The following is a 25,089-nucleotide window of genomic DNA, read 5'->3' as shown; positions in this document are numbered from 1 at the left end:
ATTAGAGGTGAGTGGTTAGAGTTAGAATGGGTTCCAAAAAATACTCTCACCTCTCCCCTCTAATCTCTAACCTTTTCCCATTCATCTGCTAAAATCAATCCGCATATATTTTCCCTCACCCATTGAAAAACATTTGATCCCCACATGTCTCACGATTATCTGGCTGAAAGTCTCGTTCACGATCCGATTCACGGATACATCTCCTTCACTTCGCGGTACGGGCTGCCCGACAACGAAACGTCTGAGCAGGAGATTATTGATAATCCCTGGGTGCAGCGGATGCGTCAGATTCATCAGCTGCAAACCGCCTGGTGGGTCTTTCCCTCGGCTGAACATATGCGGTTTCAGCATATTCTGGGAGCAATGCATCTGGCATCACGGTGTATTGATCAATGGTACGATTCCCTGGCCGATTCCTGTGACAGCGTTCCCAGCAAACCTTATGTGGAAAGTCTGTGCCGATTAGCGGCTTTGTTGCATGATGTTGGCCACGGCCCCTTCGGTCACTTCTTCGATGATCATTATCTCGATCAATACAACCTGACTCACGAAGATGTCGGAGCTTATCTGATCGAGCATGAACTCGGAGATCTCATTCGAGGCGTGCGTCGAAATCCTCACGGAGCCTTTAAACCCCTCGAAGTACTCGACCCCCGGCAAATCGGCTGGTTGATTCGGCGGCCCAAAAGTGTGCAGGATGACGAAGGGCACCCCGTCTGGCTCAGAAGACTGCGATCTCTCTTCAGCGGAATTTATACCGTCGACAACATGGACTTCGTCCTTCGCGATGCCTATATGTCAGGCTACAACACGAAGGCTTTCGATATCTCCCGGCTGCTGCACTACAGCTTCTTCACGCCGCAGGGGTTGACCATTCACATTCGCGGGCTGCCTACACTGGTCAACTTTATCGAGACCCGGGCGAATCTGTTCCGCACTATCTATTTTCATCGTACGGTTCGGGCATTGGATATCGCCTTGGAAGATCTGTTCCCACAAACGATGAAACATCTCTTCCCAGGTAACCCACTCGAACATCTCGATGAATATCTGCATTTGACAGAGACTTCTTTTCTGGTCGATATTGCCCGCTGGTCGAAGAGTTCGAATCCTGAGATTCAGGAACTGGGACGACAATGGGATGCAATTTTGCGTCGCGATGTCAGCTGGAAAATGGCCTGCGAACGAACATTGAACTTCCATACAGCCGGTGCTGCCCGGATGACGATATTCTCCGAGCCGGAACTGGTTCTAAAACGCGTGAAAGAGCGGCTGCCAAGCGAACTTCGGGACATCGATTTACGATACGATGTCGCCCAGCACTACCATCGACCGAGTGCCAAACTGCCGGTCAATGGGCAAAATTTTCTGCTCGATCCCGCAGTCGGAATGCCAACAGAACTGAACGATGACGAACTCTTCCGACAACTTCCGATCAGCTTCTTGATCTTCCGAATTTACACTCAGGATCACGGCCAAGAACCGCTGATCACAGCCGCCCTGAATTCCATTCTGGGTGATGCAACCGATGCGAAAACGAATATGTAACTTATCATTTGGGTGGCCCCGAAAGGTTCTTTCGGGGCGGCGCAGCCGTAAGAAGAGTGCGGGAAATACCTACGATTTAATTGAGATCTTTTATCGACTTCATCCACCACTCTGGAGTTTCTTATTTGTCATTTGGAGATAGTTCCACATGCCGATCCTTGTCATAGCAGTATACCACTGTGAAGTTGCGGGTGAGCCTACGGAAAGCCTGGATTATCAGGTTCGCTACTTTGCTTCTGATTCCATTGACGAGGTCATGTTGCGATTAACAGCTGAAGAGCCGGTGACATACAGAAATGCAAACGGACAAGAGGTCAGGTGGGTTTTCGACGACACGGTCGCGATTGAGTTTGATCCTGATTTCCAGGACGGTGCCGAGATCATTGGATTTATCACTGGAAAACCGAAGGAATTAACCGAATAAGGTGGTGCCTGAACAATGTCGTTAGTTTGCATCAATATGCGATTCCTGTCAGAATTAAATACATTCAATCGACTCCAATTATCCTGCTTCAAATGCCTTGATGGACCACATCCATGACCGATCAACCCAAACGCATTCTGGCAATTCATGCTCATCCCGATGATATCGAACTTCAATACGCGGGCACGCTAGCATTGTTGAAAGATCGAGGCTGTGAAATTGTTTACTGCACAATGACCGCGGGCGACCTAGGAAGTATGGATTTATCGCAGAAGGAAATCGCGGCTGTTCGGCGTGGTGAGGCAGAGAAGTCGGCTCAGATGTTGGGGGCGGAGTTTGTCTGTGGAGAATTCGGTGATCTGGCGATTTTTAACGATGACGATTCCCGTCGTCGTGTGACCGAAATCATTCGAAAAGCTCGACCCGATATCGTTATCACTGCTCCACCGCTCGATTACCATTGCGACCATGAAGCAACCAGCGTGCTTGTGAAAGATGCCTGTTTCGGAGCCACAGTGCCGAATTACAAAACCCATCAATGGGACCCGGCTCCTTATCTGGATCACTTGCCACATCTGTATTATGTCGATCCCATTGAAGGGACTGACTACTACGGCAATCCGATGCCGCCACAGTTTGTTGTGGACATCAGTGAGAAGATGGACTTAAAGCTGGAAATGCTGGCCTGTCATGCGAGTCAACGCGAGTGGTTGCGGGCGATTCACGGTATGGATGAATATCTCGACAGCTGCAAACGCTGGAGTGCAACCCGCGGCGAAGAAAATGGCTTCGCCTACGGAGAAGGTTTCCGACAACACAAGGGGCATCCTTTCCCACACGATAATCTGCTGGGCGAATTACTGAACTTAAAATAATAGATTTGTAGGTCAATAACAGGTTAAGACAATGATTGATAATGAATTAGCCATTCCAGAGGATCAGCCAATCGATGACGATGATGTTCTGGCTGGCAATATGCTAGGGTGGATGCTGAGTCTGTTTTTTGCTTACACAATCTTCACTAGCTTTTACGTCATCTGGTGGACCTGGAAGAGCATTCAGGCAGGGCAATTATAAATAACATAAGCAATGGGTGGCTGGGGACGTAGCGAAGCGAAGCCCCCAGTTTGTCTCACACAGTGAGGATGCAAATAACAGAGTCCTCACTGACTCGGCTCACCTGGTTGTGCAATTCATTTGCTTATCGGACTACAGTATCCGACAAATCGTCTGGAAACTCAGCAGTCTGATGCAACTGGACTGGTTCCAGTTCAACAGTTTTTTTGTTGTTCTCTAAGTCGAGGATAATATTCCCCGCGACGGCATAACTCAGTGTGATTAAAATGCCATACGTTACAATGTTTGCGGCATGATCTTTGCCAATCATTTTAAGAGCCGTCCCTGCCGATTTCTTCAGTCGGACACGAACTCCAGTCCATTGAACACTGTAGGCTTCATCGAGTATCAGATGCGAGAAGAAGCCAATCATGATGCCGAGAGCAATCAGCCATTTGGTCGGAATGGGGGAATCACAATGAGCCAGAAAGGCAATTTGTCCCGTAATTAATGCCGCAGGAATGCTATGAAACATTCCCCGATGCGTTGCGACTTTTCCGACCAGATAGGCTCCGCCATAGCGGATTAATAAATACAGGGCAATGAACGTCAAGGCTCCCGATTCACGAGTGGGTGGGAGATGCAAGGCTTTCAACGTTTCACCTAAGACCAGCAACGGCCCTACGGCAGCCAGGATTCCAAAAAGTTCGCGAACCGGACGCGACGTTTTTGAATCCAGATCGGGTAACATCCCTCCAAATGCGGTCAGAAATCCCGCCAGAGTCGATTCGATCGGCGTGAAGCCATAAGCAATCCAGGCAGTCATGCCATATCCCAACCCTAAAACGCCACTGACGGTTACGTGTTCTCGAAATGCTGCCATGATGGATTCACGCTTTTGCTGAGGCTGCGAAAGGACAGACACTTAGGGCGAAGACCCATCAGTGTGGTTTGGAATCAATTGAGATGAGAATTGAAAAGAGCTAAGGACCAATCAGAGCATCGGAACGTAACTGATTGGCTCGATTGAGGAGATCGTCGGTAGGAATGATTTTCTTGGGTCGTAATGGCCAGGTATATTCGTGGCGATTAGTCACCTGAAATGGAGAGAGATTATCCGAGAAAAAATCGATTGGAAATTTCTGATACCAGGGAGCGGAAATTTTCTGCAGAATGGTTTCGGTTTCGTAACCATCCTTCACGAGTTCGATTTCATAAGTACCATAGTAAGTGAAATCGGTGGAAACGGGCGAAAAACCGAGCCGTTTGCCGTTCAATTTGACCAGTGCCCCCGGCGGATTGGTACGGATCGTAAGCCGGCGACTGACGCACCCTGAGCCCAGGCTGAGGCAGAAGACAATCATTATTAGGATGGGTATAACCGGATGACGCATGAAAAGAGTGTCTTATTTGGAACCATTCTCCCTGGAATAGCAGCGGAAGTTTATCGAAAGCACGAAAATGAGCCAAGACCGGATTTTCAGGCGAAATCACAGGAAAAAGGGCCCAATATATTAATGAACTGCCAAGACGCCAAGGATTGAAAGCAGGTAAAAAACAGAGCTTATTCAAATTGAATGAAATGACTCGTGATTCAAAAAAACAGTCGCAATCTTGTGGTCATACTTCAAATCTCTCAATTTCGGCGTCTTGGTGGTTCATTTCGTCACTTACTTCCGAAACCTCACGCTCTAACTGATCCGGCTCAAATTTACCTGCAAGGCCACGCCACAATTGACTCTAGCCTCTCGATCAACGAAAATCAGTGCACAATTATGAACCGATTTCAATCGTATCGCCTTCGTCTGACCGGACTTGGCTGCTAAATATCTTCGAATAGAAATTTCACCTATGTTTTGCTCTCGATGGGCGCAGTGCTCGAAAATGAATTCTCTGTCGGGCTGGATCGTTTTCTCGATTCTGACCTTTGTCTGTGTTGGTTGTGGCACGAAAACCTACGAGGATCGTCTGGAATTCACGACAACCTATTTCGATTTCATCGATCGGCTGAATCAGAATCTCAGTCCGCAGTTCATGAAAGATGGCGTGACGATTCGGATTCCCAAACAGCTAACAGAAATCCCCGCTCCTCCACCACGTCCCAAATCCTCTGAAGAGGATGAACCTCCGCAGGTCGATCCGAGACAGCCCACATTTGTGGAAATGGAACTTCCCGGCATGTCAGCTGCATGGAAAGCGAATCTCACAACGGTTGATGCTTCCGGAGCCACTTCATCCGAAACTGGTTATCTCTATTTACTGACAAACTATGACTACTGGCGGACTTTCAAAACGAAAGATGAGATTGGCGATCCCCTCAAGTTTCATGAAGATGTCCTGAATGACATGGTCGATGCATTACAAGTTGTGATCGATGAGAAAAAAAGTGGTACAGCGACCGATCGCGTCAATAAATGGTTTCATGAAACCGTTCCCGAACCTAAAGATGAGAAGTTTGCACCTCCCAAAGAATTCACAACGATCACCCTTGTTCCAGAAGAACCAGCCGAAGATGGTCTTGCACGGCAATACCAGGTCTATCTCTACCAGAATGGCGACATGCGAATGGCACTGGTCTACGCATTACCTCGAAATGTGAGTGCGGGAGAAGAGCTGGAAAATCGAATCCTGCTCTCTCTCCAGACGGTCGATCTGTCGACTGAAAAACCGGCCGTAAAACGTGCCCCGGCTCAACCAGCCCCCAATGGAAATGGAGCGCCTGCTGCATCTCCTGAAACACCTGCAGCAACTACACCTTCAGCATCGCCTTTTTAATGACTTGGAGAATAGTCAGCTACATGGTTTGCTGTTGTGAAATTGCCTGAAAAAATCAATTCGCAGTGAAAAATTAGTGGATAATAATTGCGGCGATCTCAATGTTTCTGATTGTAAAATTGATTGTGTTTTTCGGTTCCCTCTGTTACGGCATGAGTCTTTCATCGCAGCAAGTTTCATCTGAAGAGTTTAAGGTCTCGGGCAACAGCAGGATCAGCAGTCCACTGGCCAATTCAGAAATCGTAATCACAACAACCGAGAGACTTGCTGGCGCCATTGATTCCATAACCTGGAATGGTCAAGAGTTCATTAACAGCGCCGATCACGGTCGTCAGTTGCAATCGGCAACGAACTTCGACTTCGGTTCTCCGATGATTCCCGAAACCTTCAACCCGACTGAAGCCGGTTCGGTCGCCGATAGTGCTGGCCCGACTTCTTCAAGTCGACTGCTGCATCTGATTGCTGATAAAAATCTGTTGCAGACGACTACTCAAATGGCATTCTGGTTACCACCAAACGGAAAGTCATTTGGAAATCCAGCTAAGAATCAAACGATTCTTTCCAACCATACGCTTACCAAACGTGTGCAGATTGGTATCAAAGACTTGCCTCAAGTCATTGAGTATGAGACCACTTTCGGTTTACCGATTGATGAACGGCATAACTTCGCACAGTTCGAAGTGCTCACTGGCTACATGCCTCCTGAGTTCGATCAGTTTTTTACTTACAATCTATCGAGTGGCGAAGTATTGCCGATTTCCGTTGGTCCCGGCGAGCAGAAACATCCTTTAATATTCACCACAACCGATAAAAAACATGCTATGGCTTGCGTCATGCCGCCGGTTAACTTTCCCGATGGTTGGCAAGGACCTGGCTATGGTCGATTTGATTTTCCCGCTCATCGTGTCGTGAAATGGAATTGCGTTTGCCGCTATCGAAACACCTCAGGAGTTCCCGCGACCGATTACCAGTTTCGCACGTATGTTCTGATTGGAGATTGGGATCTTGTTGTCAATGGGTTGACGGAATTGAATAAGCGGTTTCAGTAATTTCACTATCTTGGATGAAATCCTATGGTTTCCAGTCAGGCAAAAACGGTTACTGACTACCTGAATTCTTTACAGGAAGATCGGCGTGAGATCATCAGCGAACTGCGCCAGTTGATTCTCGATAATTTGCCGCAAGGCTATGAGGAGACGATGAACTGGGGAATGATCAGTTATGAAGTTCCCTTGAATCGCTATCCGGAGACTTACAACAAACAACCACTCAATTACATCGCACTGGCTTCGCAGAAGAATTACTGCTCGCTGTATTTGATGTGCGTCTATCAGGAGGCGGGGAAAATGGGGCGGCTCGTCAAGGCATTTAAAGCAGCCAATAAAAAGCTCAACATGGGAAAATCCTGTATTCGCTTCAAATCACTTGATGATTTGCCTCTGGAAACAATCGCCGAAATTATTGCCAGCACGTCAGTCAGTGATTTTATTGCTGAGTATGAACAGGCGCGGGAACAGCGGGGAACTTGCTAAATTCTGTTTGAAAATTAACACAAGTGAGGACGCTCCATGACGATTCCCATTGAAGGTTATGCCGTAGTCATGCTGAAAAGTCGCATTCAGCATCTGCTCGATGATGGCACCTTGAAACCAGCCAACTGTAAAACAATTGCTGATGACCATCTGTGGTCCAGCAGTTTTATGACTCAGGAAGATGCTTTTAAATATCGGGAGTCTCTCGAAGAATTGGACATCAATGGAACACAGGGACCGGATTCTGATCTCGTGATAGTGAACGAGTTTGATCAGTCGGTGACTCCTTACTGCGAATGGCTTGCTTCAACACGCTGGGAAAAGGCGATAATTGCCTGGAAAGTTGGAACAGATCCCCAAAATCTTTTTACCTATGAAGGCTGGGATCCTAAAGTCGGTTCTGGATTACTTTACGGGACTAAAGAGGACATGAAGGATATGGAGTTTGTGCGCGTTGAGGGGAATGTCGAAGTCTATCGAGATAAGAACTCCGGTAAAGAACTCTTCATTGGACGGACATCAACTCCAGTGGAGGCTTATTATAAAACGGCTTCTGAAATTATCCAGAAACATTTTCATAATCCCGGTCAGCCATTTTTGACCGGACAGGCGGCAATAGATGTTCAGGAGGCTTTAACATTGCTGGATCAGGTTCTTGCTGAAGAGCCTGACTGGTGGAATGCCCTCTGGTTTTATGGGAAAGGGCATTCGTCTCTTGGAAATACGGAAAAAGCGTATGAAGCTTTTCGTCGAGCGTTCGAACTGGAAAAAGGAGTGGAAGCAATTCCTCGTGAGCTGGCAGGAGCCTGTTTGAGTCTCAATAAGTTTGATGAAGCCGTCGAAGTGAATCAGCATGCTGCCAGTTTGCAGCCAGACAATTCTCCGACGATTGGTAACCTGGCCATCGCCTATTTGCTGGCGGGGAAATTACCGGAGGCTGAAAAAACGATTCGAGCGGCTTTGAAACTGGATCCTCAAGACAAGATCAATCACAACATTCAGAACATCATCAATGATGTTTCCAATGGTGACCGTCCCCAGCCGAAATCGTTTGACGAACTGATAAAACCGAAATCGATACCAAAAGCAGATAAAAAGAAGCCCTGGCAGTTCTGGAAAAAATGATCGTTATTCAATTCCAAAGTTCTTATAAACAATCTCGGCCAGATCAACATCGCGGATGCGATCACCCGAAATCAGGCTGGCATCTGAACTGATCAGCACGGTCTCTCGCGCAGGAGAATCGGCAGGATAACCATGCGAGCCTTTGACGAGTGTTGCATCGAGCGGTGTCTGCATGCTCGGCATATTGATAAACATCTCGCACGGATCGTAACCCGGTTTGCGATGGATATCGATCGTTCGGGCAAAGCCGGGAGCTTTGTTATCATCCAGCCAGTAGTAATAGGCAAACCAGGCATTCGGTTTGGAAATGATGACGATTTCACCACTCCGCTCATGATCGAGATTCAAGCTCGCACGTTCCGCTCCTACCAGTACCTGTTCAATCAGGGGATCGGCTCGCAGAACTTCGGCGACCTTTTCAATGTTGCCAGCCTCTTTCACGAAGACGTGCCCAAACTGATGATCCGCCAGGACCCAGGCAGGTGTGTTGGCAAAATCAATCCACTCGCCGTCGTCTTTGGTTTCGACGGTCAATAACCCTGCTTCGCGTAACAATCGATTCGGATAGGAAACCGCATCAACTTCTGTGATTGCATATTCTCCTGCGAACAGCCACAGCACATCTTTCAAACCAGCCTGCTCAAAACCACTGATGAGTTTTTCCAACTCTGCATCCAAGTCGACAAGAGCCTGTTTCGCTTCCGGACTGTTTGGACCAAACTTCTGAGCGGCATAGTCCAGATGCGGCAGATAGATGAAGTAAAACCGTGGAGCATATTTCTGAGCGGCGACGATAGCCGAGTCGATAATCCAGGCACTCGATTTGATATTCGCAAGTGGTCCCCAGAAATGTTTGAGTGGAAAATGACCCAACTCATCCCGGAGTTCGCCATAAAGTTCGGTTGGCTTTGTATAACACCAGAGCGATTCCGAACCATCGGGATTATGGATGGGTGCAAAAGTGCAGGCATAATCTGAAGAGGTGCCTTTGGTTAGTAACGGAAACCAGACCGCTGAAGTGAGTTCCTCATCGTGTTCCCGCAGTCGGTCCCAAATCCGCGGTGCCTGAATGACTTCATTCCAAGCCGTCCACATTTCAACCTGATGCTTATCCCGCCAGTAAAAACCGTTTGCAATCACCCCATGCTCGGAAGGATCTACTCCGGTTGACATGGAAATTTGCACGGGACAGGTCACGGGCGGGAACGAAGGGACAAGCGGAATCTGCGAACCTTCACCCGCCAGTCGAGAGAGTGTTGGCATCTGGGCGATGTCTTGAGCACGAAGCCCGGGAATCGAGACTAGAGCAGCGGAGCGGTGAGACATGGTGTTGATCAAATCTAATCTCTTAACCCGAAGCGTCAGCGAGGGGGAAAGTCTGCAATTTAATTAATGGAAGAATACTTAACCGACGATCACGTCCAGCGAGTCATCGCCATGTAAAGTGGTCCAAGTTGCCGTTGTGTTGAGAGGTAGGCAATCAGCGAATATTTGTCGATCTGATGATCGCTCATTAACTGCTGAAGCAGCGGGCAGACAATCGAACGGAAATAAATCCGTTGTCGAAATCGAACCAGCGAACCGACGGACACCAGAATGACTGTCGCTGCAGCCAGATACAGAACCCAATCTGACCAGCCCAGATGAATGAACTGCTGCATGCCAATGCTGACCGCATAAATCAAAAGCAAAGACAGAATCAGTGGACGGGACCAGAAGTGTCTCAGTTTCGCATTCGTGGCAACGAGCCGTCCGTAAAATTCGCGGTTGATCACGCCAACAGTCGTTTCTGAACCCGTTTGAGAATCCATGAAAGGTTCGCAAACCAACTGGCCACGACGTCGACTGATGATGACCGACTCTCCTTCGTCAGGGAGATTTTCGGAGAGATATTCCAGATCTTCATAAGGATTATTCATCGACTTCAACCGTTTCCTGTTTTGTACTCAGAAGGATTCTGAGCAATTCAGTGCTATATTCTGCATTCGTTCGCCTCTCGAAATTCATACTATCGAATTTTACGGAGTTTCTTATGCTGGATTCAATCCCCAGCAACTATTCCCCCGAATATTGCTCGATGACTTCCATGATTTTGTCGAAATCGTTGTCGACACGAATGGGGGCATTCCCAAAGTGAGGTTCAACTGCACCATGCTTGGCGAGAGCTTCACGATCGCCGGAATGATAAGCGACAGTTACGGTCGGATCCTTTAATTGATGGCCCGTCAAAATACAGACAACCCGATCGCTCGGCGCAATGATACCCTGTTCCCGCAGCAATTTGGCCCCGGCAACACTGGCACCACTGGCTGGTTCACAGCCGAAACCGTGCCGACCAACCTGGGCTTTGCCATCGAGAATCTCTTCGTCGGACACATCGCGAACGACACCATCACAAACGGAAAGTGCTCTTAAACATTTCGTCAAATTCACCGGTCGATTGATTTCAATCGCCGAAGCCAGCGTACCGGCTCGGCCGTCCTGTTCATCCATGCGTCGGAAATATTCGGCGATCAGATTCTGATCAGGCTTACCGTCATTCCAGCGCAGACCTTCATCGTTATACATCCGGGTGAGTGTGGAAGCACCGGCTGCATTGATGACGGCCAATCTTGGTATGCGGTCAATCAGACCGAGTTCTTTGAGTTCCATGAACGCTTTGCCGAACGCGCTCGAGTTGCCCAGGTTTCCGCCGGGAACGACAATCCAGTCGGGAACTTCCCAGCCGAGTCCTTCAAGTACGCGATACATGATCGATTTCTGACCTTCGAGTCGGAAGGGATTTACGCTGTTGCAAAGATAAATGCCAGCTTGATCGCAAACGCGTCGCACCTGTTTGAGGGCATCGTCAAAGTCGCCATCAATTTGCAAAGTGACGGCTCCGTAATCGAGGGCCTGTGAAAGTTTTCCGTAAGCGATCTTTCCCGAGCCGACAAATACCAGTACCTGAAACAGTCCCGTGATACCTCCATAAATGGCCAGAGATGCACTCGTATTACCGGTTGAAGCACAGGCGGTAAACTTGGCACCGACCATGCGGGCATGAGTCGAGGCGGCAGTCATGCCGTTGTCTTTGAAACTGCCGGAGGGATTCATTCCTTCGTATTGCAGATAAAGTCCACCCGAATTGATTCCCGCATATTTGGCGACACCATCATTCTGCTGCAGAACGGTTTGACCTTCACCAATCGTGACGATTTGATTCTCTGGAGCGAAAGGGAACAGTTCCCGGAACCGCCAGACACCCGAGTAATCGAGGGGATTGTTACGGGTTGACCAGCGTTTTTCGAATTCCTTCAGGCTCGAGGGAACAGGAATTTTGTCCCAGTCATAACGGATGTCGAGCAGGTCGCCGTTGGTTCCGTTCGTACGGACTTCACTCAACGAATATGTTTCGGTGTTCTCGGGCAATAAGCACGCCTGATAAGCGGCTGAGGAATAGTCGTTGAAAGTGGTAATGAGTAAACTCCCGAATTAATCGTCGATCAGACTGTTGGGTATCTTTAATTTCCTTCTCTTGGGGAGAAGGAACATCTCAGTTATCTTGTAATCGGCTTAAACTGCGAGCGAGAAGGACGATCCGAAATATCCCCGAGTCGTTCTCTTCGCTGGATGTCATACATCTTGTAATTCCCTTCAAACCACACAACATTTCCATCGCCTTCAAAGGCCAGGATGTGTGTGGCAATTCGATCCAGGAACCAGCGATCATGGCTTGTCACCATTGCACAGCCGCTGAAGTTGTTCAATCCTTCTTCAAGGGACCGCAATGTTTCGACATCCAGATCGTTCGTCGGTTCATCCAGCAGCATTAAATTTCCACCAGATCGCAGCAATTTACCAAGATGAACGCGGTTTCGTTCTCCCCCAGAGAGATCGCCGACAAATTTCTGCTGATCGGAACCCTTGAAGTTGAAACGTCCGCAATAGGCACGTGCGTGGATTTTTGAGCCGCCGATTTCAAGGGTATCGTGTCCACCACTGATTTCCTCGTAAACCGTTTTCTTGCCATCGAGTGCATCGCGGCTCTGGTCAACATAAGCCAGGTCGACCGTTTCGCCGATTTTAATTTCGCCGGTATCTGGTTTTTCTGTGCCCATGATCAGTTTGAACAGAGTCGTTTTACCGGCTCCATTCGGACCGATGACGCCGACAATTCCTCCACGAGGCAGGTTGAACTCGAGATCTTTGAAGAGGGTCCGATCGCCAAACGATTTCGAAACTCCCGTGAATTTCACAACAAGATCTCCCAGCGGACGGGAAATCGGAATCTGAATGTCGGCTGCGCCTTCACGTTCGTCATATTGCTGACTTTGCAGGTCATCCAGTCGTTGCAAACGAGCTTTGTTTTTAGTCGCCCGAGCCTTGGGAGACATTTTCGACCATTCCAGTTCCCGCTTCAATTCTTTCTGCCGTCGCGATTCCCGTTTCTCTTCAACTTCCAGTCGCTTCATTTTCTGCTCAAGCCACGATGTATAATTCCCTTCGTAGGGATATCCGTGTCCGCGATCCAGTTCGAGAATCCAGCCAGCGACATTGTCCAGGAAATACCGGTCATGGGTCACCGCAACGACGGTGCCCGGGAATTTGTCGAGGAACTGCTCCAGCCAGGAAACCGATTCGGCATCCAGATGGTTGGTTGGTTCGTCGATGAGGATCATATCCGGGTTTTTCAACAGGAGTTGACACAAGGCGACCCGACGCTTTTCACCCCCAGAGAGATGTTCAACGATTGCCTCAGCAGGTGGCAGACGCAATGCATCAGCCGCGATTTCGAGTTGACGATCGAGTTCCCACAGGTTGCCGACATCAATCTTATCCTGAACGGCAGCCTGCTCTTCGATGAGGGCTTCCATTTCTTCGGGAGTCATCTCCTCACCAAATTTCATATTGATTTCGTTATAGCGATCGAGAATCGCGCGAGATTCCTCGACACCATCTTCGATGCATTCTCCCACGGTTTTCTGGGGATCGAGCTGGGGTTCCTGCTCGAAGTAACCGATTTTGACACCCTTGGCAGGCTCAGCCGTGCCCATGAAATCCTTATCCTTCCCAGCCATAATTCGGAGCAGGGTACTTTTTCCGGATCCGTTGCTGCCGAGGACTCCAATTTTTGCACCCGGATAGAATGACAGCCAGATATTTTCCAGAACCGCTTTCTCATCGTAGATGCGGGTCAGGTTTTCCATTTGAAAAATGTATTGTTGAGCCATGTTTCACTTCTGTGATTAGATTTTTCGCCGTCAGTCAGGCTCTGCCTGACAATTCAGCTATGTTAAATAATTAGTGCCATGGCTCTGTGAGCCGTGCAGTTCGAATTACACGGCTCACAGAGCCGTGGCACCACTCGTAATGAGTTAATTACCGGTTCAAAACATCAGGCACAGCCTGACCTGGAGGTTCAATTCTTGATCAACGCTTGCAGTAGCTTTCCCGTCTGACGAGAAATTCCCGGACTGGTCGATTCTCTCGGCCCGGCGACGTTCAATACCTCGATTTTATGCTCTTTGAGCCAAGGTTCAATCAAGTCGGCTGTGAATAATCCATTTGGGGAGAGGATCAGCAGAGGTTTTCCCTTTTTGACAGCCAGATCTTGCGTCAATTTCGTACCACCGAGCAGCGGTTCCGGGGAAATTATGAGGGTTCCGTCGGAATCCATGATATTCGCAGCCGTGCGGACATCATAGCGACGTTCTTCCGTTTCCTGAAGCGGATAACAATCAGGAATGACACCATCTTCCGCCCGACGCCCTGCCGGGCACCAGCCTCCGCAGGGGATGCCGTGTTTCAATGCAAAATCCAGAGCCGCCCGATCGACCCCCGATTGACCACCTGAAACAATCTTCTGAACCAGTAACTCAGACTTCACGATCCTCGCCATCTTCTTTGTAGACGACTTTGTAAAGATCGCGTCGGCGATCGTTCCAGTTCTGGACGCTGCCGCCGAGTTTGTGACGGCGGACCTGTTCGAGGTCGACATCGTGAATGATCATCGTTTCGATGTTCGCATTGCACTCAGCCGCGATGGCATCCCGGGCAAACTCGGCATCAGCCGGGGTGAAAATCGCCGACTGTGCGTAATGAATATCGGAGTTTTCGACAAAAGGCAGGTTGCCTGTGCAGCCGGAAACAGCAACATAAACGTGATTCTCGACACACCGAGCCAAGGCACAGTGACGAATTCTCAGGTAGCCGTGACGCGTATCGGTATTGAACGGCACAAAAATTATCTGAGCCCCTTTTTGAGCCGCGATCCGGACCAGTTCCGGGAATTCAATATCGTAACAGATCAGAATAGCGACCCGACCACAATCGGTATCAAACACTTCTACTCGATCTCCCGGTAAAACCCCCCACCATTTTCGTTCGCTGGGTGTGATGTGGATTTTGTATTGCTTCCCGAGCGTTCCATCCCTGCGGAAAAGGTAGGAAATGTTGTAAAGGGTTTCATTTTCAATGACGAACTGCGATCCGCCGATGATATTGATGTCATACTTAACAGCGAGTTCTGTCAGCAAGTCCAGATATTGCGGCGTGTATTCGGCAAGATGCCGAGCCGCATGGCCTGGTCGGGTTACACTCGTGCAGGAGAGTAACTGAGTCGTAAACAACTCAGGAAACACAACAAAATCGCTGTGATATTCGGACGCGGTATCGATAAAGAACTCACACTGCCGGGCAAAATCTTCGAATCCGGAGATCTGTCGCATTTCATACTGCACGACGGCTAAACGAATCGGTTCGATCGTGTGCGCGACTCGACGTTTCGATTTCGGAAGATAATCCAGGTTCTTCCATTCCAGGAAGGTCGCATAGCCTTTGGAGTGAGTATCGGTAGGGAAGTAATTGGAAATCAAGCCCTGCAGGAAGAAACCGTTGGCAATTTGGGCGGTCAAAACCGGATCATATAATTTTTTGTCGAAAACCTGATCGACATACTCACGAGCGGTTAATTTATCAGCATGTTCCGAGTAGCCGGGAATGCGACCGCCGATAATGATTCGTCGCAGGTTTTTCTGACGACAGATCTCTTTGCGGGCCTCATAAAGGCGACGAGCCAGCTTCATCCCCCGAAAATCGGGATGCACCATGATTTCGATGCCATACAGCGTATCGCCTTTGGGATTGTGATTACGGATGTAGCCATCGTCGGCAACTTTCTTCCAGTCGTACCAGGCCATATCGGGATCGTACTGGAGCATCAGGCTGCTCGAAGTCGCTGCCAGTTGCCCGTCAATTTCGATACAGAGTTGCCCCTCTGGGAAGTTTGCGATCTGACTTTCAATCTGCGCAATATCCCACACCGCCATGCCGGGAAAGCAAAGTTCCTGCAGGGCAATCAATTCATTAAAGTCATCAATCGTCAACTTGCGGAGAACGGTTTTCCATTCGAATTCACTGAGATCAAGCGCGGGCATTCTGAGAATCAATTCTTAATGAATATAAGTCAGGGTCAACCTGATAATTAGAGCGGATGCACATTGGTGTGCTTCGGTCAAGTCGGCACGTAATAAAAAAGTCCTCTTACTGAATTACTCTTTTCGTGCCTCACGCAGTCTGTCAGCACTCCATTTTTGCGAAGGACGGTAATCCTTCAAGGCCTTCATGATCGATCCATTGTAATAAGTCGCAAAAAGTGCTTCGCCATGGTTTTCAGAGAAATGTTGGCGTGTCAACTTGTACCAGTCGGAAGGCTTGTCGTAGCCGAGTTCTTTTCCCAGCCAGCGAAGGTAAGTCTGACGGTTCTTCTGCTCTTTCCAGAAGCCTTGAGGAACCGTTGCAAATCGCCAGGGAACCCATTTTTTCTTGGGAGCATATTCCCGCAGGGCTCGGAATACAGAATCGCCATAATAATTGGCCAGCATGCCTCCACCATGATTGGTGTGGAAATGCGAGCGGCTCACCTTATACCAGTCTTCCAGAGATTTCAGACCAAGATGTTCGCCGAGCCAGTCCATATAGGCCAGACGATTCTTTTTATCCTGCCAGAATCCCTGGGACGTACTGCGAAACAGCCATGGTCGCCATTCATACTCGGGGAAATGTGCTAACACGGCCTGCTGCGGAGAATCATGATAATAGTTGGCCAGCAAACCACCACCAGAGCGAACGTGAAAATCCTGCTTGGAAACCTGATACCAGTCTTCCGTCTTTTTATAACCTAACTCTTTAGCTAACCAACGCATATAGGCTTTTTGGTTCGTAACGTGATCCCAGTATCCACTGGGGACCCGTCCCTGGAGCCATAGTTGCGACGATACTTTTTTAGCCATCTGTTTTCATCCTCTACCGCTCATTTGTCGTCTTGATCAAATCGTCATTGTCGAGAGTGATGATTCGTTGGAAGAGTGGCTTAACGAAATTCGTAGACAATGCTATGATATTTATGTTCAGGTGCCATGGAGGATACCATAAATAGCGATCATAGCAATCCGAATCTAAAAAGACAGACGCAACAGGCAGATTTTTTTACCACAATGTTAAATGCAATTGTGATTGACTACACTGAATGGAATAACCTTGATGTGCCTGTATTTGAAATGAAGCGAGATATGAATCCCATCGAATTGATCATTCCGAACCGTAAGATTAAAGGATATTCTGCAATTTTGCTACCCTTGACAGGTACGGGGGCTGTCGACTGGAACGGATTCGATGCCCATGTCGAACGAACTTATGCTGCGGGGCTGATTCCAGCGATCAATATGGACACCGGCTATGCGAATCTGATCGATTCTGCCACCAAAGTTGAGGTTCTTTCCCGCACGCGAGATATCGCTTCGGGAAAGGAATTTGTAGCCGGGGCGTATGTGGGTGATCGTGAAGGGGATGCCTTTCGCCAGTCCGAATACCACACGGAAATCGAATTGATCGACAGCTTCGGCGGCACGTCCGTACTCTTTCAGTCCTACGGGTTAACCAGCGGAACCGACGAAGAAATCGCCAGGCGATATGCGGCTTTGGCAAGCAGAACAGACCGTTTTATCGCCTTTGAACTCGGCACCATGTTCGCTCCCTTCGGAAAAATTTATTCCCTCGATTTATACAGCAAGCTTCTCAGTATTCCCCAATGTATCGGTGCGAAACATTCTTCTCTCTCGCGGGAACTCGAATGGGAACGACTCCTAATCAGAAATAATCAACGCCCCGACTTCATGGTCATGACAGGGAATGATCTGGCGATCGATATGGTGATGTACGGTTCCGATTACCTGCTCGGCTTATCGACATTCGCTCCCGATTTGTTTGCAATACGGGATCGATTCTGGGAAACCGGAAACAATGAGTTCTACGAATTGAACGATACGCTGCAGTATCTGGGGCATTTCGCGTTTCGCGTGCCGGTCCCCGCCTATAAGCACAATGCGGCTCAATTCCTGCACTTGAGAAACTGGATTGAAACCGACGAAACTCACGTCAACAGCCCGAAACGCCCAGAATCCGACCGCTTCATCCTCCAGGAAATCCTCGACCGATTACAACGCTGGATGTAAAAAATCCGTATTGCCCGATTTTCAGTTCGTTCCCCCAATCGATCTTTGGAGTGAGAGGAAAAAACAGTATGGGGTGGCGGGGGCGCTCCGCTTCAGCGGAAGCCCCCGAAGTTCTACGATTCGAGGGCTTCTCTTCGAGAATGTCCTTGCCACTCGTGATATTTTAGATTTTGGCACGTCAAACAGGCTGACCACAATGCTCCATCGCCAGTAATTTCACCGCCTTGAGATCCATCTTGCCGGTTCCCAGCAGTGGAATTTCTTCGACTTCGATAAATCCATCATTACCAGGCAACCAGAGGTTGGGCAGGTCGGATTTGTGAAGCTCCTTGATCAACTTTTCACGATACTCACCCAGCGGAAGATGCAGTACCACAATCCGTTCCCCTTTTTTCTCATCAGGAACGGCTGAGACCGCCAGGCGAATTTTGACGACATCATCATTTTCCGCATTGGTCATCGGAGCGATCTGTTCGAGCAGCGTATTGAGGACTTCTTCAATCCGAATATGAGGCACCATTTCGCCACCAATTTTTGAAAATCGACTTTGTCGGCCTGTCAGCGTGATGTAACCATCGGGGTCAATTTTTCCGAAGTCGCCCGTGTTGTACCAGCCATCGTGCACGACCTCAGCCGTCTTGTCAGGTTTGTTGAGATAACCCTGCATCACATTGGCACCAGTTACCATGAGCAGTCCTTCTTTGTCGTGGGGAAGTTCTTCGTGGGTTTCGGGATCAACAATTTTTCCAAAGACTCCCGGCACACATTGGCCGACCGTTCCGATACGGTTCATCGTGAATTCCGAGTTTTCATCTTTATGATCCGGCTGATTCGCAGCGACCAGAGGCGACATTTCCGTCGAACCATAGCCTTCAATCGGAGTGACCCCAAATTTTTCTTCGCAGGCCTGCGATAAATCAGCGGGTAGTTTCTCGGCTCCGACGACAATCAACCAGAGATGAGACATCTGCTCGGCTGGAATTCGTTTCACATAAGATCGCAGGAACGTTGGCGTCGCCAGGATAATGGTTCCCTTATACTTTTCGGCCAGCTTGCCAACCTGCCGGGCGTCGAGCGGATTGAAGTGATAAGCCCCAGCCGGTTTCATCGCCAGTACCAGCCACATGGATATTGTGTAACCGAACGAATGGAAGAAGGGAAGAATACCGATTAACGTATCTTCGTGTTTGAGCGAGAACATGTAATCGACAGATTCCACATTCGATAACACGTTCAAATGAGATAACATCACGCCCTTAGGTTCACCCGTTGAACCCGATGTATAGATGATGGTCAGCAAATCATTCTGATCAATTTTTAGTAATCCGAGCATTCGCTCGGAAAGAAAACTGGGCAGTAAATAGGCGTAAATTGCCCCGATCAATTTATCTGTCGATTTCACCTGCTCTTTCAGGTCTTCCAGAAAGACAAGTTCCGCATCCAGTTGCACCGGCTTTTTCTCGATGAACTTTTTGCTGGTCAGAACATGCTTCACACTCGCATCGTGAATACAATGATTCATGACCGCATCGTCGAGTGTATAGTTCAGATTGACTGAAACTTTTCGACTCAGCGCCAATGCAGTATTCGCCAGCACGCCACCAACGGAGGGCGGCAGCAGCACTCCGATATTCAGTTCGGACTTCGAATAAACATTCCGCTCCAGCACGCGTTTGAAGGCGATGCTGCTAGCGAGCAGTTTTCCACCGGTCAGTTCGAGAGATGAGGAATCGGAAACTTTTCTGCGAAACAGGCTGGAACGACAGGACCGGACAAACTGCCGGGGAAGAACTGGACGTCGCAACATTTGATCCTGCATCGACTCGGCTGAAATTTCCTCGACAGCTTGGTGCAATCCCGCGACATGATCAATGTTGTAACGAGGTTCGCCGACATAAATATCGACCCTTCGTCGCCAGCGGAATGGACTCTTCAGTAGTCCATTCCGAAAACTGACTTTGCTGCCCCACATGCCGTGAATGTATATCGGATAGACCGGCACATCGGTTCCCTGAACGATCTTCAGAACACCCTTGTTAAAGGTCATCAACCGACCGGTTCGAGAAATCCCACCTTCGGGGAAAATACAGACCATCTCCCCATTCTGCACACTGTGCCGGGCATCCTTGAGCGATTTGATAATCGCTTTCGGCCCTTCAGTTGGTGAAAGAGGAATCACTCGAAAGACCGAAGCGAAACTTTTCAACCACCAGACGCGGGTATATTTCGCATAAATAATGAATCGCACAAACCGCGGAGCAAATCCACAAAGCATCGAGCCATCGAACCAGGAAATGTGATTCGGAACCAGCAACGCTCCCCCTTCACGCGGGAGTTTATCAAACCCATGCAGATGGACGGAATACAGGCAGTTCGAAATACACCGCTGCAGGAATCGCAGGAAATCACAGAAGTACAATGCAAAGCTGATCACAATAATCGGCAACGCCAACAATCCGGCGATCATAAAGACCCAGGCCGGACTTAAACCCGCGTTTTCGCGCAGAACAAAGAACATTCCCATGGCCAGTAGCATGAACGAATTCGTCAGCGCATTTGCAGCAGAGAGGATGGTGCCACGAATTGCATGTGGACTGCGGTGCTGCAGAAAGGATTCGAGCGGAATATAAAAGAAGCTGCCGATGGTTCCGAGCAAAAACAGCCAGACAGCCGTCGAGTAGTAACCGGTATTAATCGATTCCGCCGACGACGCATCGACATTCCAACCGATAATCCCTAGCACCATTGTCGTAAAGGCGATACCCACCGCGCCAACTGGGACCATTCCGAGCTGAATCATCCCCCCCGAAATCCAGCCCGCCAGCACACTGCCGACACCAATTCCCAGGACCAACATCGGCATCAGAAAGGCGATTTGTCCTTTATCCATGTGCAGGGTATGTTCGCCGAAGGCATCGATATTGACCTGATACAGAATCGCCAGGAAGTAAAACGCGGCTATTCCCAATGCGGCTCGCGCCAGGGGAGGATCGCGAAAGAGTTGCTTGAGACTGGGACGAAGTTCTTCAATCGGATTGAGCAGCAATTTGCGATTCACATCGGCAGCTGGCTGTGTTCGCACAAAGAAACTGACAATCCAGCCAATCACCGCAATCCCTAATAGCGAAGCTGCGATCGGAGTCAGGTTCGTCAGCAGGCCCGCTTCGTCATAAGTGAAATCGTAAATTTTCAAGCCAGCGAACGTTCCCAGAGCACAGGCGGCGATGGTGATCATCGCCATCAAGCCGTTTCCTTCCGACAACGCTTTCAGAGAAAGCAGTTCGGGGATCGCTCCAATTTTGGCCGGGGAGAACAGGGCACTTTGTGTGCCCATACAGAACACCAGAAACAACAGCAGATACACATTCCCATGCCAGATGGCGAACACGCCAAGCGACATCACAAAGATTTCCGCCAGCTTGCAGGCAATGATGACGGATCGCTTAGAAAAACGATCTGCCAGAAAACCGGCAGCTGGAGCAAAAATCAGATAAGGCAGCGTAAACAGGACTGCTCCCCAGGCCAGGGCGGCACTGTCGCCCAGAAAGTTCTGACCAATCGGCACGACCAGCCAGCGAAACAGATTGTCGTTAAAAGCCGTGAAAAATTGCGTCGCCAGCAAAGCCAGAAAGCCCGGCTGGAGTAATTCTCTGCGATATTTTGTATCATCGGCGACGGGGGAAGACGTTTGTTCCATGTGTGGCAAAAACCAGTCAGAATGTCGAAATGAGATGTCCTGCAAGGGATGAAACTCGATATTTGAACGAATTCATGTCATATCTGCTATACTAATCAGGACTTAAAGCCGATTTGCTGACGGGGATCAACAGCTGGGATTGTCCGCAGGTACATTCTGACATATCCTCTGCAGTGTCTGAATTTGCATAAACAATCTTAACCCGAAGCGTCAGAGAGGGGACGGCTATCTACCGGCAATCGGGTTGAGCTTGTTTCCAAGAGCTGTTGGGTGTGTCTTGACGCACCTTTCACATTCGCTTGTGCTTCGTGCGTATATAAATGAATTGGAACTGTTTGTTTCCTCAACAGAATCAAGATTGAACAGGGATGGCTAGAAAAACCGTTGTCACAGGAGCAGAACATCAGGGGCAAATCCCACCTGGGGCTCCACCCACCAAAACCGCTTTTGCGTTCGATGATCCCGAACACGATGATGATTTGCGTCCCTCATCACTTAGTGAAGTCGTGGGACAGCGGAAAGTCGTCGAGCGGATTCAAATTATTCTGGAAGCGGCTCAAAATCGGGGCGATGCGCTCGGGCATCTGCTCTTTGAAGGCCCTCCCGGTCTCGGAAAAACCACTCTGGCAATGGTGCTCCCCAAGGAGATGAATTCCGATTTTCAAATCACGTCCGGACCAACTCTCCGCGCTCCCAAGGATTTACTTCCCTATTTAACGCGTGCCAGCGAAAAATCGATTCTGTTTATCGATGAAATTCATCGTCTGCCCCCAGCCGTGGAAGAGTTTATTTATCCGGCTATGGAAGACTTTCGCGTCGATATTGCTCTTGGCGAAGGTTTGAATGCCCGCACAGTGAACATGACCTTAAAACCGTTCACCATTGTGGGAGCGACCACTCGCAGCGGGATGTTGACTGCTCCCCTGCGGGATCGATTCGTCAATCGTGCCCATTTCGATTTTTACGAACACGATGAACTGGCGACTCTGCTAATGCGGAATGCCAAAAAACTGAAAACATCTCTGACAGAAGAAGCGGCTCTCGAATTGGCGATTCGAAGTCGAGGGACGCCGCGAAAGGCGAATAATCTGTTGCGGTGGACACGCGATTTCGCTCAGGTTCGAAATGCACCGAGTCCGATTTCAGAAGCTGTGACCAAAGAAGCACTGGCGATGATCGAAGTCGATGCCATCGGCCTCGAAGAGATGGATCGTCGCTATCTGACGACTCTCATCACGGTTTTTACCGGAGGACCAGCCGGTATTCAGGCCATTGGCCACTCCATGAACTGTCCGCCTGATACTCTCGAAGATGAAGTCGAGCCATTTCTGCTCCGTCAGGGTTTTATCCAGCGAACTCCCAGAGGCCGCATGGTCACCGCAGCCGCCTGGGAGCATTTGAAAATTGAACCTCTGATGTAGCGTGATCTCCGAGGGTGGCGGGGGCGCTCTTGAAGAGAAGCCCCCGAATCGTAGAACCTTCGGAGGCTTTCGCAGAAACAGAACGCCCCCGCCACCCAATCATTATTCAGTCATCGCCTTCGGAGTGCCGTAATATCAGACAGGCAGTCCCTGCCAGTTCAAAATCTCTGCAGAATTGCGGTCTCCACTCGTAATGTCGACATTGTCGCTGAATGGGATCGAACCACAAACATTGTGTCTGAGGTTCCTCGCCGCGTCGCAAGCCTCCAAAATGATTATCGATTTCCGCAATCAAACTAGATGGTAAGCCGGCTGGTCGGAAGGGATGTGAACCCGAAGTTCGTTCGTCCGTCTGATACAACAAGACTGGCGATCCTATTCCCTGGCAGCAGAGTCCACACCCTTCGCAGGAATCTGGTTCGAGCTGCTGAAGATTCAGGGCCGTCAAAATTTGCTCCGGATATTCATGAAAATGTTACCATGTATTATCGGATGGAGATTCTAACATCTTTGGTGGCAGGGAGATAGGGTTCGTCCTCTACGATGTTGAGTTCAGATTTGTGATAATTGATCTGTCAGGAAATAAACATTGGTTCATTCCTACCTCTCCCGATTCCTCCGTTGACTCAAACCGTCTATTTGCAGATACTTACACACTTCTTAAACCAAATGATAATGATAGGGTGCCCTAATACGCATTCTTACAATCTCTTAACATTAAACACTCAACCCTTACTCACATGACAACGACTATCGAAGACTTGACACAATACACCGACCGCGTTGCCAATCAGGCAGCCGCTTCGACGACTCCTTTGGTTTCTGCTTCCGGACAACAGAAAATTGACTGGTTGCATGCGACAGCCGAGGCGTTGCTGGATCGTCAGGAAGAATTGATTCGTGCGAATGCGAATGATCTTGCCAATGCCGATCAATATCAGTTGACCGAGGCGATGGTCGATCGTTTGCGTCTGACGGAAAAAGGCTTGCAGGGTATTGCGACTGCTGTTCGGGAAATTGCTGCACTTCCAGAACCGATTGGCGAAATTATCGACAGTACCGTCAGACCAAATGGTTTGCTGGTTAGCCGGGTTCGAGTTCCTCTCGGTGTTGTGTTCTTCATTTATGAGTCACGTCCGAATGTAACCATCGATGCCGCGGCTCTCTGTGTCAAAAGTGGGAATGCGGTCATTCTGCGGGGCGGGAAAGAAGCGTTTCACAGTAATCATGCCTTCCACAAAATTCTGGTGGAAGGATTGATCGCACACGATCTGCCCGAACATGCCGTGCAAATGGTGGAAACAACTGATCGGGAAGCGGTCGGACACTTCTTGAAACGTAGTGACAAAATTGATGTCACTATTCCGCGAGGCGGGAAGTCGCTGATAGAACGCGTGGCCAAAGAAGCTCGGATGCCTGTCATCAAGCATTTTGATGGCAATTGCCATGTGTATGTGAATCGGGATGCCAATCTGAAAATGGCTCAGGAGATTCTCTTCAACAGCAAGTGTCATCGCACCGGTGTTTGTAACGCAGCTGAGTCGCTGGTTGTGGATGCCGAGTTTGCTGAGAAGCATATGACGGAACTTGTCGCTCCGTTACTCAAAGCAGGTGTCGAGATTCGAGGCTGTGAGCGGACCTGTCAGTACGTCTCAGCGGCCAAGCAAGCAACAACGAAAGACTTTGGTGAAGAGTTTCTAGGAATGACTATTTCCTCGAAGATCGTCGAATCTCTGGATGAAGCTGTCAGTCATATCAACAAATACAGTTCCCGTCACACTGAAGCGATTGTGACCGATAATCTGTGGGCTGCCAGACAATTCACCACACAAATTGATTCTGCAGCGGTGATGGTGAATGCCTCGACCCGGTTTAATGATGGTGGTGAATTCGGGTTGGGAGCGGAAATTGGAATTAGTACCGATAAATTACACGCTCGCGGACCGTGCGGTCTGCGTGAGTTGACCAGTTATAAATATGTCGTCCAGGGAGCTGGACAGATCCGCTGAAGCGGTAA

At 49.1% G+C, this 25,089-nt stretch carries 22 protein-coding genes; 11 read left to right on the top strand and 11 right to left on the bottom strand.

The features are described from left to right. Window positions 1-144: 144 nt before the first annotated feature. The 4 genes from Pan54_RS13255 (at window position 145) to Pan54_RS25880 (ending at window position 3,049) form a co-directional block, all read left to right on the top strand. On the top strand, window positions 145-1,548 hold the full coding sequence (locus Pan54_RS13255; RefSeq protein ID WP_146503931.1) for an HD domain-containing protein: 1,404 nt from the start codon (window positions 145-147) through the stop codon (window positions 1,546-1,548). A 148-nt stretch (window positions 1,549-1,696) separates the two neighbouring features. Then, on the top strand, window positions 1,697-1,972 hold the full coding sequence (locus Pan54_RS13250) for a hypothetical protein (RefSeq protein WP_146503930.1): 276 nt from the start codon (window positions 1,697-1,699) through the stop codon (window positions 1,970-1,972). 113 nt (window positions 1,973-2,085) lie between these two features. Next, on the top strand, window positions 2,086-2,847 hold the full coding sequence (locus tag Pan54_RS13245) for a PIG-L deacetylase family protein (RefSeq protein WP_146503929.1): 762 nt from the start codon (window positions 2,086-2,088) through the stop codon (window positions 2,845-2,847). Window positions 2,848-2,878: 31 nt separating this feature from the next. Beyond that, window positions 2,879-3,049: a hypothetical protein gene (locus Pan54_RS25880; RefSeq protein ID WP_165441766.1), complete on the top strand. Its 171-nt coding sequence runs from the start codon at window positions 2,879-2,881 to the stop codon at window positions 3,047-3,049. Window positions 3,050-3,173: 124 nt separating this feature from the next. Here the strand turns inward: Pan54_RS25880 and Pan54_RS13240 are convergent, their stop codons facing one another. Continuing rightward, window positions 3,174-3,911, bottom strand: coding sequence for a metal-dependent hydrolase (locus Pan54_RS13240; protein ID WP_146503928.1), 738 nt, complete (start codon window positions 3,909-3,911; stop codon window positions 3,174-3,176). 100 nt (window positions 3,912-4,011) lie between these two features. Then, complete coding sequence (locus tag Pan54_RS13235) at window positions 4,012-4,422, bottom strand: PEGA domain-containing protein (RefSeq protein ID WP_146503927.1); 411 nt, start codon at window positions 4,420-4,422, stop codon at window positions 4,012-4,014. A gap of 490 nt (window positions 4,423-4,912) precedes the next feature. On the opposite strand from Pan54_RS13235, the gene Pan54_RS13230 reads away from it, so the two are divergent. The 4 genes from Pan54_RS13230 to Pan54_RS13215 all read left to right on the top strand — a co-directional run bounded on the left by Pan54_RS13230 (window position 4,913) and on the right by Pan54_RS13215 (window position 8,460). Beyond that, window positions 4,913-5,803: a hypothetical protein gene (locus Pan54_RS13230; RefSeq protein ID WP_146503926.1), complete on the top strand. Its 891-nt coding sequence runs from the start codon at window positions 4,913-4,915 to the stop codon at window positions 5,801-5,803. Window positions 5,804-5,904: 101 nt separating this feature from the next. Beyond that, the gene (locus Pan54_RS13225) at window positions 5,905-6,852 is read left to right on the top strand and encodes a hypothetical protein (RefSeq protein ID WP_207310137.1); all 948 of its coding nucleotides are present in this window, start codon (window positions 5,905-5,907) and stop codon (window positions 6,850-6,852) included. Between the two features lie 24 nt (window positions 6,853-6,876). Further along, entirely contained in the window at window positions 6,877-7,335 is a 459-nt protein-coding gene (locus tag Pan54_RS13220; protein ID WP_146503925.1) for a DUF1801 domain-containing protein, read from the top strand. Window positions 7,336-7,371: 36 nt separating this feature from the next. Further along, a complete protein-coding gene (locus tag Pan54_RS13215; protein ID WP_146503924.1) occupies window positions 7,372-8,460 on the top strand; it encodes a tetratricopeptide repeat protein in 1,089 nt (362 codons plus the stop codon). Between the two features lie 3 nt (window positions 8,461-8,463). Here Pan54_RS13215 and Pan54_RS13210 read toward each other — a convergent pair whose 3' ends face one another. The 7 genes from Pan54_RS13210 to Pan54_RS13180 all read right to left on the bottom strand — a co-directional run bounded on the left by Pan54_RS13210 (window position 8,464) and on the right by Pan54_RS13180 (window position 16,733). Then, on the bottom strand, window positions 8,464-9,786 hold the full coding sequence (locus Pan54_RS13210; protein ID WP_146503923.1) for an alkaline phosphatase family protein: 1,323 nt from the start codon (window positions 9,784-9,786) through the stop codon (window positions 8,464-8,466). Window positions 9,787-9,875: 89 nt separating this feature from the next. Then, complete coding sequence (locus Pan54_RS13205) at window positions 9,876-10,379, bottom strand: hypothetical protein (RefSeq protein ID WP_146503922.1); 504 nt, start codon at window positions 10,377-10,379, stop codon at window positions 9,876-9,878. 136 nt (window positions 10,380-10,515) lie between these two features. Further along, window positions 10,516-11,871, bottom strand: coding sequence for a threonine synthase (gene thrC / locus Pan54_RS13200; protein WP_242631317.1), 1,356 nt, complete (start codon window positions 11,869-11,871; stop codon window positions 10,516-10,518). Between the two features lie 128 nt (window positions 11,872-11,999). Continuing rightward, complete coding sequence (gene ettA, locus Pan54_RS13195; protein WP_146503920.1) at window positions 12,000-13,673, bottom strand: energy-dependent translational throttle protein EttA; 1,674 nt, start codon at window positions 13,671-13,673, stop codon at window positions 12,000-12,002. Between the two features lie 188 nt (window positions 13,674-13,861). Then, the gene (locus Pan54_RS13190) at window positions 13,862-14,329 is read right to left on the bottom strand and encodes a putative molybdenum carrier protein (protein WP_242631316.1); all 468 of its coding nucleotides are present in this window, start codon (window positions 14,327-14,329) and stop codon (window positions 13,862-13,864) included. After that, window positions 14,319-15,878: a bifunctional GNAT family N-acetyltransferase/carbon-nitrogen hydrolase family protein gene (locus Pan54_RS13185; RefSeq protein WP_146503918.1), complete on the bottom strand. Its 1,560-nt coding sequence runs from the start codon at window positions 15,876-15,878 to the stop codon at window positions 14,319-14,321. The genes Pan54_RS13190 and Pan54_RS13185 overlap by 11 nt, the downstream gene beginning before the upstream one ends. Before the next feature lie 114 nt (window positions 15,879-15,992). Next, window positions 15,993-16,733, bottom strand: coding sequence for a hypothetical protein (locus Pan54_RS13180; RefSeq protein ID WP_146503917.1), 741 nt, complete (start codon window positions 16,731-16,733; stop codon window positions 15,993-15,995). Between the two features lie 279 nt (window positions 16,734-17,012). Here Pan54_RS13180 and Pan54_RS13175 point away from each other — a divergent pair, with 279 nt between their 5' ends. Then, window positions 17,013-17,954, top strand: coding sequence for a dihydrodipicolinate synthase family protein (locus Pan54_RS13175; RefSeq protein WP_146506429.1), 942 nt, complete (start codon window positions 17,013-17,015; stop codon window positions 17,952-17,954). A 178-nt stretch (window positions 17,955-18,132) separates the two neighbouring features. Here the strand turns inward: Pan54_RS13175 and Pan54_RS13170 are convergent, their stop codons facing one another. Continuing rightward, on the bottom strand, window positions 18,133-21,651 hold the full coding sequence (locus Pan54_RS13170) for an MFS transporter (protein WP_146503916.1): 3,519 nt from the start codon (window positions 21,649-21,651) through the stop codon (window positions 18,133-18,135). 368 nt (window positions 21,652-22,019) lie between these two features. On the opposite strand from Pan54_RS13170, the gene ruvB reads away from it, so the two are divergent. Next, the gene (ruvB, locus tag Pan54_RS13165) at window positions 22,020-23,072 is read left to right on the top strand and encodes a Holliday junction branch migration DNA helicase RuvB (protein WP_146503915.1); all 1,053 of its coding nucleotides are present in this window, start codon (window positions 22,020-22,022) and stop codon (window positions 23,070-23,072) included. Between the two features lie 106 nt (window positions 23,073-23,178). Here ruvB and Pan54_RS13160 read toward each other — a convergent pair whose 3' ends face one another. Beyond that, window positions 23,179-23,520 (bottom strand): YkgJ family cysteine cluster protein, encoded by a 342-nt coding sequence (locus Pan54_RS13160; RefSeq protein ID WP_242631314.1) that lies wholly within the window; start codon window positions 23,518-23,520, stop codon window positions 23,179-23,181. 292 nt (window positions 23,521-23,812) lie between these two features. Between Pan54_RS13160 and Pan54_RS13155 the strand changes: the two genes are divergently transcribed. Beyond that, window positions 23,813-25,081 (top strand): glutamate-5-semialdehyde dehydrogenase, encoded by a 1,269-nt coding sequence (locus tag Pan54_RS13155; RefSeq protein WP_146503914.1) that lies wholly within the window; start codon window positions 23,813-23,815, stop codon window positions 25,079-25,081. Window positions 25,082-25,089: the final 8 nt, after the last annotated feature.

It is taken from the genome of Rubinisphaera italica, from assembly GCF_007859715.1.
Taxonomy (GTDB): domain Bacteria; phylum Planctomycetota; class Planctomycetia; order Planctomycetales; family Planctomycetaceae; genus Rubinisphaera; species Rubinisphaera italica.
The sequence above is the reverse complement of the archived record's forward strand: the minus strand, read 5'-3'. Positions and strand labels throughout refer to the sequence as shown.